The organism is Aeromonas tecta (assembly GCF_000820185.1).
Taxonomy (GTDB): Bacteria; Pseudomonadota; Gammaproteobacteria; order Enterobacterales; family Aeromonadaceae; genus Aeromonas; species Aeromonas tecta.
Genome location: NZ_CDCA01000036.1, coordinates 140,500 through 152,667, shown reverse-complemented (window position 1 = coordinate 152,667; position 12,168 = coordinate 140,500). Strand labels below are relative to the sequence as shown.

The window sequence follows — 12,168 nt, the reverse complement described above, 5'->3', positions numbered from 1 at the left end:
AGCGGCGGCCATCAGGGAGCCAGGGTCCATTGGTTGATCTGCAGCTTGAGACGGCTGCCCTGGCCGGTCATGGTCAGCAGGTGGGGCAAGCGATAGCCCGCCTGATCCCGGTAGTCGCCATAGACAATCTGCCACTGGCCGTCTCGCACGCTGGCCAGGCTGGCGTCGGGATTGAGCTCGAACTCGGCCCGGCCCGGCAGCCCCTTGATCCATTCGGGCAGTCCCTGCACCGGAATGTTCCAACCGGTGAGTTGATAGATCAGCGCCTCGGCGTCCTGGCTCTGGTGCAGCTTGCCGTCGTTGTCGATCAAGGTCACCTCGCCCTTGTTGCGGGAGAGCTCCAGGATGTGAGTGCCAATGATGCTGCTGAGATTGAGACGATAGTCATCGCCATCTTGCTGCCAGTTGAGGCGGGCACTGCCCTTCTGCTGGGCGGTGATGATGGCCATCTTGCCCGACAACTGCCAGTGGGTGAGTTGCTCGAGACGGGCACGTTCCTGTTGCCAGTTGACCTGATCCCGCTGGGGCGAGGTGGTGGTACAGCCGGCCAGCAACAGCAGGCCGATGAGGGAGAAAATACGCAAGAACAAGGTCGTGCTCCGAATATGAGATTTGCCACAGTATAAGGGGCGGCCGTATCGCTTTTAAAGACTTACCCTTTCTCGTACAATTGGCAGCCTTTACACCCTGTGCATGAAACGATCGCCACCCACTCATGAGTCTGCTTGCCCTCGGAATTAACCACAACACCGCCAGTGTCGCCTTGCGGGAACGGGTCGCCTTTGGCCCGGACTGCATCGATCGCGCCTTGCGTGAGCTGGTGACGCAGCCCGGTGTCAGCGAGGCGGTGATCGTCTCCACCTGCAACCGTACCGAGCTGTACTGCAGCCTGGAGCAGGGGGAAGGGGAGCAGGTACTGCACTGGTTGCAACGTTTCCATGGCCTGGATGCGGCCGAGGTGGTCTCTGCCATCTACCAGCATAGAGACGAAGAGGCGGTGCGCCACCTGATGCGGGTCGCCTGTGGCCTCGACTCCCTGGTGTTGGGGGAGCCGCAGATCCTGGGGCAGATCAAGCAGTCCTACGCCCATGCCCAGCAATCCGAGGCGGTGAAGGGATCGCTCGAGCGACTGTTCCAGAAATCCTTCTCGGTGGCGAAACGGGTGCGCACCGACACCGAGATCGGCGCCAGTGCGGTGTCGGTGGCCTTCGCCGCGGTGAGCCTCGCCCGCCGCATCTTCTCCGATCTCTCCCAGACCAAGGTGCTGCTGGTCGGCGCCGGCGAGACCATCGAACTGGTGGCGCGCCACCTGCGCGAACAGAACGTCACCCGCATGATGGTGGCGAACCGCACCCTGCAGCGAGCCCAGTTGCTGGCCGAGGAGTTCGGTGCCCAGGTGATGACCCTGGAGGAGATCCCGGATTATCTGCACGAGGCGGACATCGTCATCAGCTCCACCGCGAGCCCGCTACCCATCATCGGCAAGGGCATGGTGGAGCGTGCCCTCAAGGCTCGTCGCAGCAAGCCCATGTTCCTGGTGGACATCGCGGTGCCGCGGGACATCGAGGCCGAGGTGGACGAGCTGTCCGATGCCTATCTCTACACGGTGGACGACTTGCAGGGCATCATCGAGCAGAACCTCGAGACCCGCAAGAAGGCCGCTGCCGAAGCCGAGCTCATCGTGCAGGAAGAGCGCGATGAGTTCATGGGCTGGTATCGCAGCCAGCATTCGGTCGATCTCATTCGCGATTATCGCCACCAATCCCAACAGGTGGCCGACGAAGAGCTGCAGCGCGCCTTGCTGGCCCTGGCGCAGGGCGAAGATGCCGAACAGGCCCTCAAGGCCATGGCCCATCGCCTCACCAACAAGTTGATCCACGCACCGACCCAGGCCTTGCGCCAGGCCGCAGCCCAGGGAGACAGCCACAAACTGTCCCAGCTGCGTCAGGTGCTGGGGTTGTCACAAGAGTCATAGTTCCGGGGTGGCCAACCGGCGGCCCCTTCCTCCATTGAGAACACAAGATTTATGAATCCGTCATTGATCAGAAAGCTGGAAGGCCTCATCGAGCGCCACGAAGAAGTACAGGCCCTGCTCGGCGAACCCGGCGTGGCCTCGGATCAGGACAAATACCGTGCCCTGACCCGGGAATATGCCCAGCTGGAAGATATCGTTCATGCCTTCCAGCGCTTCCGCCAGGCCGAAGAGGATCTGGAGACCACCAAGCTGATGCTGGAGGATGCCGACACCGACCTGCGCGAGATGGCGCAGGAGGAGTTGCCGCTGGTCAAGGCCGCGCTGGAGGAGCAGGAGCAGGCGTTGCAGGTGATGCTGCTGCCGCGGGATCCCAAGGATGACAACAACTGCTATCTGGAGATCCGGGCCGGGGCCGGTGGTGACGAGGCTGCTATTTTTGCCGGCGATCTGTTCCGCATGTATTCGCGCTATGCCGAACGCCAGGGCTGGCGCATTTCCATCGTCAGCTGCAACGACGGCGAGCACGGTGGCTACAAGGAGGTGATCGCCAAGGTAGACGGCGAGCGCGTTTACGGCCGCCTCAAGTTCGAATCCGGCGGCCACCGTGTGCAGCGGGTGCCCGAGACCGAATCCCAGGGCCGGGTGCATACCTCCGCCTGTACCGTGGCCGTGCTGCCGGAAGTGCCGGAAGCCGAGCAGATCGAGATCAATGCGAACGACCTGAAGATAGATACCTTCCGCGCCTCCGGGGCCGGTGGTCAGCACGTCAACAAGACCGATTCCGCCATCCGCATCACCCACCTGCCGACCGGGCTAGTGGTGGAGTGCCAGGACGAGCGCTCCCAGCATAAGAACCGCGCCAAGGCGATGTCGGTGCTCTCCGCCCGCTTGCAAGCGGCCGAGGACGAGCGCCACCGCGCCGCCGAGCAGAGCACTCGCCGCAACCTGGTGGGGTCGGGCGATCGCTCCGAGCGTATCCGCACCTACAACTACCCCCAGGGGCGCCTGTCCGAGCACCGCATCAACCTGACCCTCTATCGGCTTGGGGAGATCCTGGAAGGGGATCTGGACTGCGTCATCACCCCGCTGGTGCAGGAATACCAGGCCGATCAGCTCGCCTCTCTGGCAGATAACGGCTGATGCAGTTCCACCGGGTTCGAACTCACATCATAGCGATGTCGATGGAGTGCGCTTGATGCAGATCCAGCAGGCTCGCGCTCATATCATGACGGTATTGGCCGAGGGGGAATCCCCCCGCGCCGATGCCGATGCGCTGCTGTGTCATCTGCTGGGCTGTCGGCGCAGTTACCTGATGATCTGGCCGGAGCGCGAGCTCGATGCCGCCCAGCAGGCCACCCTGCACGGCTGGCTCATCCGTAGGCTCGATGGCGAGCCCATCGCCCATCTGGTCGGTGAGCGGGAGTTCTGGTCGCTGCCCCTGAAGGTGAGCCCGGCGACCCTGATCCCGCGCCCCGACACCGAAGTGCTGGTGGAGCAGGCGCTGGCGCGGCTGCCTGCCGGTCCCTGCACCCTGCTGGATCTCGGCACCGGTACCGGCGCCATTGCGCTGGCGCTCAAATCCGAGCGGCCTGAGGCCGAGGTGTGGGCGGTGGACCGGATGCCGGAGGCGGCCGCGCTGGCGCGCCACAACAGTGCGGCGCTGGGGTTGCCCATAGTCGTGCGTGACGGCAGCTGGTTTGCACCACTATCGGACGCGCCGCGCTTTGACATGATTGTCTCCAACCCGCCCTATATCGACGGCGCGGATCCCCATCTGGCAGAGGGCGACGTGCGCTTCGAGCCGCGCTCCGCCCTGGTGGCGGACGAGCAGGGACTGGCGGATATCCGGCTCATCGTCGCGCAGGCACCGGCGCACCTGGCGCCCGGCGGCTGGCTGTTGCTGGAGCACGGCTGGGAGCAAGGGGAAATGGTGCGTCAACTTCTGCTGCAACAGGGCTACCGCCAGGTAGAAACCGTGCGCGATTACGGGGATAACGAGCGGGTGACCCTGGGGTGCCTGGCTCAGCCATGAGTGATGGCAGGCTAGGGCCTGCCTTATTGTGCAAGGACAGGTTATGTATGTTGCTCTCAAGCACCTGCATCTGATGCTGATCGCATCGGCGGTGCTGATGTTTATACTGCGCTTTTACTGGGTGCAGACTGGCGCCGGCCGCGCTTACAGCCGTGGCGTCATGCAGCTGAGTGGCTGGCTCAATGGCCTGGTGGTGCTCTCCGGTGTGCTGCTGTGCATGGTGCTGGATCTCAATCCGCTCAACAATGCCGCCCCCTGGCTCAGCGAGAAGCTGACCGCCATCCTGGTGGTGGCGTTCCTGGCCATGATGGCGCTGCGCCTGGCGCGCAACAACGGTATCCGCTGGTTTGCCTTCCTTGGCGTGCTGGGGTGGGTCTATTTTATCGCCAAACTCGCGCTGCAAAAGCAGGCCAGTCTGTTCGGTTAGGAATGACGACGATGATACGTGTGGATGAATGGACCGACTTCGAAGCCCATGATCTGGCCGAGCTGGCGCTCTCCGTCAGCAACGAGATCCAGGGCCGCCATGGCGCTGGCGAGGCCGAGCTGACCCAGCTGGATGCCTGGCTGGACGAGGCTATTACCGAAGGCAACTGTGACGAGGTACGCCGCCAGCTGCTCGCCGGTTTCTACCAGACCCTGGGCTTTCGCGGTGACTGGCAGGATTACTTCACCAGCGCCAACTGCGATCTGGCCCAGGTGCTGGCGCGTAGGAAAGGCATTCCGGTGAGCCTCGGCATCCTCATCATCCAGCTCGGCCGCAAGATAGGCCTGGATGTGGAGGGGATCTGCTTCCCCGGCCACTTCCTGGTGAGTTTCGCCGGCAGCGAGGGGGAGGTCTATGTGGACCCTTTCAACGGTGATGAGTTGACCCGACACCGCATCGAGCTGCTGCTGCGCGGTGCCCTCGGCAATCTGGCTACCTTAAGCGATGACCAGTTGCAACCCTCCGGCCAGTGGGAAATCATCGAGCGGCTGCTGAACGTCAGCAAGGGCGCCCTGCTGCGCGAGGAGCGCATGACAGAAGCGCTGCGTTGCAGCGAGTTGCTGCTGCGCATGAAGCCAGGTGATCCGCAGGAGACGCGGGATCGGGGCTTTATCTACGAGCAGCTCGACTGCCCCCGCTTCGCCGCCGACGACTTTGAATACTTTATTGAACAGTGCCCGGACGATCCGGTGGCCGATGTGCTGAAGTCCCAACTGGCCGCACTGGATTTAAGCCCCAAGCCCCTCCATTAAGGGGGCTGGGAATAGTCGCTGTGCTCAAGGTGCTGCGAACTAATTTCGATTCACAGAGCACCTTTATTTAAGGGGGGCTGGGAATTGAAACAGAAGAATATCGTGGTCGCTGTGCCCAGGGCACAGCGAACTGACTGGGATTTAAGCCCCTTCACTTAAGGATGCCGAGATGGAACAGAAGAATATCAAGGTCAATGACATCGACGTGGCCAACGACAAGCCATTCGTGTTGTTTGGTGGCATGAATGTACTGGAATCCCGCGACATGGCGATGGCGGTGTGCGAGAAGTACGTGGAAGTGACCACCAAGCTCGGCATCCCGTTCGTGTTCAAGGCGAGCTGGGACAAGGCCAACCGCTCCTCCATCCACTCCTACCGGGGTCCGGGTCTGGAAGAGGGGATGAAGATCTTCCAGGAGCTGAAAGCGACCTTCGGCATGCCGGTCATCTCTGATCTGCACGAGGTACATCAGGCCAAGCCGGTGGCCGAGGTGGTGGACGTGATCCAGCTGCCCGCCTTCCTGGCGCGCCAGACCGATCTGGTGGAGGCTATGGCCCGCACCGGCAACGTCATCAACATCAAGAAGCCGCAGTTCCTGAGCCCCAGCCAGATGAAGAACATCACCGACAAGTTCGAGGAGTGCGGCAACGATCGCCTGATCCTGTGCGAGCGCGGCGCCAACTTCGGTTATGACAACCTGGTGGTCGACATGCTGGGTCTTGGGGTGATGAAGAAGAGCACCGGCGGTTATCCGGTGATCTTCGACGTGACCCATTCGCTGCAGTGCCGCGATCCGCTGGGAGCGGCCTCCGGTGGTCGTCGCGATCAGGTCACCGAGCTGGCCCGTGCCGGCATGGCGGTTGGCCTGGCCGGTCTGTTTATCGAATCCCACCCGGATCCGAAGGTGGCCCGTTGTGACGGCCCGAGCGCCCTGCCGCTGGACAAGCTGGAAGGCTTCCTCAAGCAGATGAAGGCCATCGACGACCTCATCAAGGGCTTTGAGCCGCTCGACACCTCGGCCTGATCCTCACGCCGGATCCCGAGATGAACAATGCCCCGCCATGCGGGGCATTTTTATATCCGTATATTCTCATTAAGGTCTTAAATAAATCACCGACCAACTATATCACAGTTGCCGTGGTGTTAATGATGTTAAATATATTGTGTGATTGATGTCGCTAAATTGATTCTTATAACGTGTGAAAGTGCAGCCGTCGGAATGGCGAAATAGCATGAACCGGGTGAGATGGTGAAACATCTCGCTGCGGATCTTTGCACAGATTTTTTGCCATCGCCCATGTCAATTAATTAACAGGACGTTGAGCATGCACAAGAAAATATTAAGCAGCCTCTATTTCCAGGTGATATTAGCCATCACCATAGGGGTATTACTGGGGCACTTCTATCCGAGCCTAGGCGCCGATATGAAACCCTTGGGTGATGGCTTCGTAAAATTAATCAAGATGATCATCGCCCCCGTTATTTTCTGCACCGTGGTGACCGGCATTGCGGGAATGGAGAGCATGAAGGCGGTGGGTAAGACCGGCGCCATTGCCCTGATCTATTTCGAGGTGGTCAGCACCCTGGCGCTGCTCATCGGCCTGTGCGTGGTCAACTTGCTGCAACCTGGGGTCGGCATGAACGTTGACCCGGCCTCGCTGGATGTCAGCAGCATCTCGGCCTATGCCGAGCAGGCCAAGTCACAGGGCATCGTCGCCTTCCTGCTGGACGTGATCCCGGGCAGCGTGATCGGCGCCTTTGCCAGCGGCAATATCCTGCAGGTATTGTTATTTGCGATACTGTTTGGTTTCTCCCTGCATCATATCGGGGAGAAGGGAAAACTGGTGTTCAATATGATCGACAGTTTCTCGCAGGTTATTTTCGGCATCATCAACATGATCATGCGGCTGGCACCGGTCGGGGCATTTGGCGCCATGGCATTCACCATCGGTAAATATGGCATTGGCTCGCTGGTTCAGCTCGGCCAATTAATCGCCAGTTTCTATCTGACCTGTCTGCTGTTTATATTCCTGGTACTCGGCAGCATTGCCAAGGCGAATGGTTTCAGCATCTTGCGCTTTATTGCCTATATCAAGGAAGAGCTGCTGATCGTGCTGGGCACTTCCTCTTCCGAATCCGTCTTGCCACGGATGCTGGTGAAGATGGAGGCGCTTGGCTGCAAGAAATCCGTGGTGGGGCTGGTTATCCCGACCGGTTACTCCTTCAACCTGGATGGCACCTCCATCTACCTGACCATGGCCGCGGTGTTTATCGCCCAGGCGACCAATACGCCGCTGGATCTGTTCCATCAGATCACCCTGCTGGTGGTGTTGCTCATCTCCTCCAAGGGGGCGGCAGGGGTCACGGGGAGTGGCTTTATCGTGCTGGCAGCCACCATTTCGGCGGTGGGGCACCTGCCGCTGGCCGGGCTGGCATTGATCCTGGGGATCGATCGCTTCATGTCGGAGGCACGGGCTCTTACCAACCTCATCGGCAACGGGGTCGCGACCCTGGTGGTGGCACGTTACTGCGATCAACTCGACGAGCAGCAGATGCAGGAGGCGCTCGCCAAGCCGGCCACGGTGCAGACGGTGGATCAACGGGGATAACTGGCGGGGCCGTGACGATGTCGCGGCAGCGCTGTGCATCAGCCATAAAAAAACGGCCCAAGTGGGCCGTTTTTCATGATGCAGGTTACCGCAGAGCGACTTACAGGCTCTTGGTAAAGGTGCGGGTGATCACGTCACGCTGCTGCTCTGGGGTCAGGGCGTTGAAACGCACGGCGTAGCCGGAGACACGGATGGTCAGCTGCGGGTACTTTTCCGGATTGGCGATGGCCTCTTCCAGGGTCTCGCGGCTCAGCACGTTGACGTTCAGGTGTTGGCCACCCTCGACCACTGGCTCGCTTTGCACCGGCAGTTCGCGGTATTCGAACTTGCCAAGATCAGACAGTGCGACTTCTTGATCGGCGGCGAAGCTGTCGCCCTTGGCGCAGATGCAACGAGCCTGTTGCTTTTCTTCGTCCAGCAGCCAGAAAGAGTTCAGCAGAGCGGCGTTGTCGGACTGGGTGATTTGGATGCCCTTGATCATGGTATGACTCCTCATAGGAAGGGATTTCAATGGTAAGGACATCTCCCTGATGTTTTTAAACCACCTCGGTGAACGGGTGATTTAAAGGGGGCTTGCCTTACACCTTTACTTCGTTGGGGTCATATATACCACGGCGGTAATAATACGAAAATTGATCTACATCAAAAAATACGCGAATAGGCGCTAACTCAATAGATTAAATTATTGAGTTTAATCAAAATTCTCTCATTTTTATGATTTCGTAAGATATATAAATTATGCATTTTATATTTATTAAATCTAGTAATTTAACTACATCTTTTGGGTGTTTTTCTGTTTCCGAGATCCGGGGTTGAGGTGATGAAAAGCATGGTGCAGGCCAGATCCGGCAATGATGGAGGCGAGATCGGGTGTCAGATCTATCGATAAAAGAGATGGGATATGGCTAAACATATCTGTTTATCGCGTAGCGAAACGTGCCGACTAGCCTCCATCAGAGGCTCCGCCAGGGCATCAATGGCCGGGCTACGGTTGCGTCCGCTGCCCTTGACCCCTATTCTGGCCCCCTTATTGCCTCGCGCGTGGCGCAAGTGCGCCGACATGCGGGTGACGCGAGCAACGAGCTGCGAGATGGGTATTTTTTGAGGAGAGTGGCGTGGTGACCTGGACAGATGTGATTGGATCCGAGAAGGAACAGGACTATTTCAAGACCACCCTGGCGACCGTCAGGAGTGAACGAGAGGCGGGCAAGGTGATCTATCCCCCCGCGACCGAGGTATTCAACGCCTTCAAGCTGACCGAGCTGGACCAGGTCAAGGTGGTGATCCTGGGCCAGGATCCCTATCACGGCCCGGGCCAGGCCCACGGCCTCTGCTTCTCGGTGTTGCCAGGGGTGCGCACGCCTCCCTCGCTGGTCAACATCTATAAGGAGATGCTGCGGGACCTGCCGGGCTTCGTTACCCCGAGTCACGGCTTTCTGGAGTCTTGGGCCAAGCAAGGGGTCTTGCTGCTCAACACCGTGCTGACGGTGCAGGCGGGCATGGCGCATTCCCATGCCCATCTGGGCTGGGAGACCTTCACCGACAGGGTCATCGAGCAGATCAACGCGAGCTGCGAGGGGGTGGTGTTCTTGCTGTGGGGCGCCCATGCCCAGAAGAAGGGACGCTTTATCGACAGGCAGCGCCACCATGTGCTGAGCGCCCCTCATCCGAGCCCGCTCTCCGCCCACCGTGGCTTTATCGGCTGCGGTCACTTCTCCGAGACCAACCGCCTGCTGACGGCGCAGGGCAAGGCGCCCATCGACTGGCTCTCGGTCTGCGAATAACGCCAAAATAGCTGCCCAAGCAACCCGCAGCGAGCCGACACCGGCTCGCTGCGGGTTTTTTTGTGGCGTTTTGGGGGCGATAAAGAGGGGCGGGGCGTGATCGCTGGGGAAGGGCATTGTCTGCGTCAGATTTGATTGAGTGCAAAGTTAGCGCATTAAATGACCGTATACTCGAGGCAGGATCTTTTCATTTCGTGCCAAGGAGTGCCCATGTTATCCAGTCTTCGTCAGGACCATCTCAACATCACCAAGCTGCTGCAATTGCTGAAATACAAGCTCGTCGCCATTCGCGGTGAGCAGCCGATCAGCTACTTCCTGATCCGGGATGTGGTGGACTATCTGCGGGAGGTGTCCGACAAGTATCACCATCCCAAGGAAGATCTGATTTATGACTACTACCTGAAATATCGGGTGGTAGAGGGGGAGGTGGCCAGCCGGCTGCACGAGGAGCATGCCCGCCTGCTGGAGGCAGGTACCGAGCTCAAGGAGATGGTGGAGATGATCCTGCTGGATGCGGTCATCCCGCTGGATCAGTTCACGGCGCGGCTGGAGCAGTTCATCGCGCTGCAGGAGGCGCACATGAACTATGAAGAGGGCACTATCTTCCCCCAGCTGCGCGACTCCCTGACCGAGGACGACTGGCGTCACCTCGAGCAGCTCTGGCAGAACCGGGCGATTACCGATCCCCTGTTCGGGGCCGAGGTGAGCCAGCACTTCCAGGCGCTCTCCAGGCAGCTCTCCTTGCCGCTCTCGTCCTGAGGCTCACCCTGCATAAAAACAACGCCCCGGCAGGTCCGGGGCGTTGTTTTTATCGTTCCAGCTCGTCTGCGCTTTTGCAGGCGATGCGGGGGGAATTGCGGTTGTCTGATTACAGTTCCAGCTCGTCCGCGCCTTCGTAAGCGATATCGATGGATTGCAGCTCCTTCTGCAGGCGGTGTTTATCTTTCAACGCCTCAATCTCACGCCATTTACGTTTCTTTCCCGATGTCCCGCGGCTACGCGAACCCAGTTCAACTACCTCGTCAAAATCGAAGCTGAACATTTCCATGGCGCCCTCCTTGGTTTTATGGTTTTCACCATTCGTATAACACGACGCATTTGAAAATAAAACGTTTTTGTGACGAAGTCGTGACAATTGAGCAGGGCGCATAAAAAAACCGGACTGCCCTCGCGGGAGTCCGGTTTTTATCGGGGCTGGCAGCCTGTCAGAGGCGGTGGGTCATCATCACTTGCGTGTCAGAGGCCGCTGCCTGGGTCAGGGGAGGCGCTCCTTAGAGGCGGCTGGCCAGCATGACTTCCAGCTTGCCCTGATCGACGGCAAACATGCGAATGCCTTCGGCCAGCTTCTCGACGGCCATGGCGTCCTGGTTCAGTTCCCAGCGGAACTCAGCTTCGGTCATCGGAGCCGGTTTGGCCTTGCGCTCGCCGGTGTAGTTCAGCTTGCGCACCACGGCGCCTTCGCTCTTGCTCAGCTCTTCCAGTAAAGCGGGGCCTATGGTCAGGCGGTCACAGCCAGCCAGTTCCAGGATCTCGCCGGTGTTGCGGAAGCTCGCACCCATCACCACGGTCTGGTAGTCGTGCTGCTTGTAGTAGTCGTAGATGGCGGTGACGGAGACCACGCCCGGATCTTCGCTCGCGGTGTAGTCACGGTTGTGCTTGGCCTTGTACCAGTCGAGGATACGGCCCACGAACGGGGAGATCAGGAAGGCACCGGCTTCGGCGCAGGCACGGGCCTGGGCGAAGGAGAACAGCAGGGTCAGGTTGCACTGAATGCCTTCTTTCTCCAGCACCTCGGCGGCGCGGATCCCTTCCCAGGTGGAGGCCAGCTTGATCAGGATGCGATCATTAGCGATGCCGGCTTCGTTATAGAGACGGATCAGCTTGCGGGCCTTGGCGATGCTGGCGGCGGTATCGAAGGAGAGACGGGCATCCACTTCGGTGGAGATGCGGCCCGGAACGATTTTCAGCACTTCCAGACCGATGTTGACTGCCAGCTTGTCGCCCGCGTCGATGATTTGCTGTGCCTTGTCCTGGCTCTGGGCTTTGGCCCAGTTGATGGCGTCTTCGATCAGTGCCGCGTATTCGGGGATCTCGGATGCCTTCAGCACCAGGGACGGGTTGGTGGTGGCATCGATGGGCTGGTAGCGTTTGATGGCTTCGATGTCGCCGGTATCGGCAACAACAGTGGTCAGGGCTTTCAGCTGAGTTAATTTATCGGCCATAGCAAATATCATCTCTATATGAGGGAGCAATCCCTGGGGTTGCGGGCATGAGAAGACAGTTCTGAAATAAAATTACAAAATCCCGGCGACTCAGGCTCAGAAAAGCACGATGGGCAGGGCCCATCATCATTGCCTGCCTAATTAATACGGATGTGGCGCGTCCTGCAATAGGGGCGCCTGGTTGCTTATCACCCAAGCCCCTTTTCGGATGGGAGGTATCGCGAGAAAGCATTTGATAAAAAACAACTTTTACAGATTTCAGCACGATTTCCCCGCGCCTGAATAAAAGCAAATTTTTTAGTTGATT

At 59.3% G+C, this 12,168-nt stretch carries 13 protein-coding genes; 9 read left to right on the top strand and 4 right to left on the bottom strand.

Annotated elements, in window-relative coordinates; translation table 11 throughout:
- Positions 1–11: 11 nt before the first annotated feature.
- Positions 12–590 carry a lipoprotein insertase outer membrane protein LolB gene (gene lolB / locus BN1137_RS15645; protein ID WP_050719493.1) on the bottom strand — a complete coding sequence of 193 codons (579 nt, stop codon included), beginning with the start codon at positions 588–590 and terminating at the stop codon, positions 12–14.
- A gap of 125 nt (positions 591–715) precedes the next feature.
- Between lolB and hemA the strand changes: the two genes are divergently transcribed.
- The 7 genes from hemA to BN1137_RS15610 all read left to right on the top strand — a co-directional run bounded on the left by hemA (position 716) and on the right by BN1137_RS15610 (position 7,855).
- Entirely contained in the window at positions 716–1,975 is a 1,260-nt protein-coding gene (hemA, locus tag BN1137_RS15640; protein WP_050719492.1) for a glutamyl-tRNA reductase, read from the top strand.
- 51 nt (positions 1,976–2,026) lie between these two features.
- Positions 2,027–3,115 carry a peptide chain release factor 1 gene (gene prfA / locus BN1137_RS15635; RefSeq protein WP_050719491.1) on the top strand — a complete coding sequence of 363 codons (1,089 nt, stop codon included), beginning with the start codon at positions 2,027–2,029 and terminating at the stop codon, positions 3,113–3,115.
- A gap of 55 nt (positions 3,116–3,170) precedes the next feature.
- Positions 3,171–4,007, top strand: a complete 837-nt coding sequence (gene prmC / locus BN1137_RS15630; protein ID WP_050719490.1) for a peptide chain release factor N(5)-glutamine methyltransferase — start codon at positions 3,171–3,173, stop codon at positions 4,005–4,007.
- A 43-nt stretch (positions 4,008–4,050) separates the two neighbouring features.
- The gene (locus BN1137_RS15625; protein WP_050719489.1) at positions 4,051–4,434 is read left to right on the top strand and encodes a SirB2 family protein; all 384 of its coding nucleotides are present in this window, start codon (positions 4,051–4,053) and stop codon (positions 4,432–4,434) included.
- 11 nt (positions 4,435–4,445) lie between these two features.
- Entirely contained in the window at positions 4,446–5,246 is an 801-nt protein-coding gene (locus tag BN1137_RS15620) for a SirB1 family protein (RefSeq protein WP_050719488.1), read from the top strand.
- Positions 5,247–5,415: 169 nt separating this feature from the next.
- Entirely contained in the window at positions 5,416–6,270 is an 855-nt protein-coding gene (kdsA, locus tag BN1137_RS15615) for a 3-deoxy-8-phosphooctulonate synthase (RefSeq protein ID WP_050719487.1), read from the top strand.
- A 301-nt stretch (positions 6,271–6,571) separates the two neighbouring features.
- Positions 6,572–7,855, top strand: a complete 1,284-nt coding sequence (locus tag BN1137_RS15610) for a dicarboxylate/amino acid:cation symporter (RefSeq protein ID WP_050719486.1) — start codon at positions 6,572–6,574, stop codon at positions 7,853–7,855.
- Between the two features lie 100 nt (positions 7,856–7,955).
- On the opposite strand, the gene grcA is transcribed toward BN1137_RS15610, so the two are convergent.
- Positions 7,956–8,336: an autonomous glycyl radical cofactor GrcA gene (grcA, locus tag BN1137_RS15605; RefSeq protein WP_050719485.1), complete on the bottom strand. Its 381-nt coding sequence runs from the start codon at positions 8,334–8,336 to the stop codon at positions 7,956–7,958.
- A 634-nt stretch (positions 8,337–8,970) separates the two neighbouring features.
- Between grcA and ung the strand changes: the two genes are divergently transcribed.
- The gene (ung, locus tag BN1137_RS15600) at positions 8,971–9,639 is read left to right on the top strand and encodes a uracil-DNA glycosylase (RefSeq protein WP_050719484.1); all 669 of its coding nucleotides are present in this window, start codon (positions 8,971–8,973) and stop codon (positions 9,637–9,639) included.
- 210 nt (positions 9,640–9,849) lie between these two features.
- Positions 9,850–10,398: a hemerythrin domain-containing protein gene (locus tag BN1137_RS15595; RefSeq protein WP_050719483.1), complete on the top strand. Its 549-nt coding sequence runs from the start codon at positions 9,850–9,852 to the stop codon at positions 10,396–10,398.
- Between the two features lie 109 nt (positions 10,399–10,507).
- Here BN1137_RS15595 and BN1137_RS15590 read toward each other — a convergent pair whose 3' ends face one another.
- Entirely contained in the window at positions 10,508–10,687 is a 180-nt protein-coding gene (locus BN1137_RS15590; RefSeq protein WP_050719482.1) for a DUF3545 family protein, read from the bottom strand.
- Between the two features lie 223 nt (positions 10,688–10,910).
- A complete protein-coding gene (tal, locus tag BN1137_RS15585) occupies positions 10,911–11,861 on the bottom strand; it encodes a transaldolase (RefSeq protein ID WP_050719481.1) in 951 nt (316 codons plus the stop codon).
- Positions 11,862–12,168 lie beyond the last annotated feature (307 nt).

Bases quoted from the DNA above. Each gene is read 5' to 3' on its own strand.
- hemA (WP_050719492.1), top strand. From the start codon at position 716: ATGAGTCTGCTTGCCCTCGGAATTAACCACAACACCGCCAGTGTCGCC.
- prfA (WP_050719491.1), top strand. From the start codon at position 2,027: ATGAATCCGTCATTGATCAGAAAGCTGGAAGGCCTCATCGAGCGCCAC.
- prmC (WP_050719490.1), top strand. From the start codon at position 3,171: ATGCAGATCCAGCAGGCTCGCGCTCATATCATGACGGTATTGGCCGAG.
- BN1137_RS15625 (WP_050719489.1), top strand. From the start codon at position 4,051: ATGTATGTTGCTCTCAAGCACCTGCATCTGATGCTGATCGCATCGGCG.
- BN1137_RS15620 (WP_050719488.1), top strand. From the start codon at position 4,446: ATGATACGTGTGGATGAATGGACCGACTTCGAAGCCCATGATCTGGCC.
- kdsA (WP_050719487.1), top strand. From the start codon at position 5,416: ATGGAACAGAAGAATATCAAGGTCAATGACATCGACGTGGCCAACGAC.
- BN1137_RS15610 (WP_050719486.1), top strand. From the start codon at position 6,572: ATGCACAAGAAAATATTAAGCAGCCTCTATTTCCAGGTGATATTAGCC.
- grcA (WP_050719485.1), bottom strand. From the start codon at position 8,336: ATGATCAAGGGCATCCAAATCACCCAGTCCGACAACGCCGCTCTGCTG.
- BN1137_RS15595 (WP_050719483.1), top strand. From the start codon at position 9,850: ATGTTATCCAGTCTTCGTCAGGACCATCTCAACATCACCAAGCTGCTG.
- BN1137_RS15590 (WP_050719482.1), bottom strand. From the start codon at position 10,687: ATGGAAATGTTCAGCTTCGATTTTGACGAGGTAGTTGAACTGGGTTCG.
- tal (WP_050719481.1), bottom strand. From the start codon at position 11,861: ATGGCCGATAAATTAACTCAGCTGAAAGCCCTGACCACTGTTGTTGCC.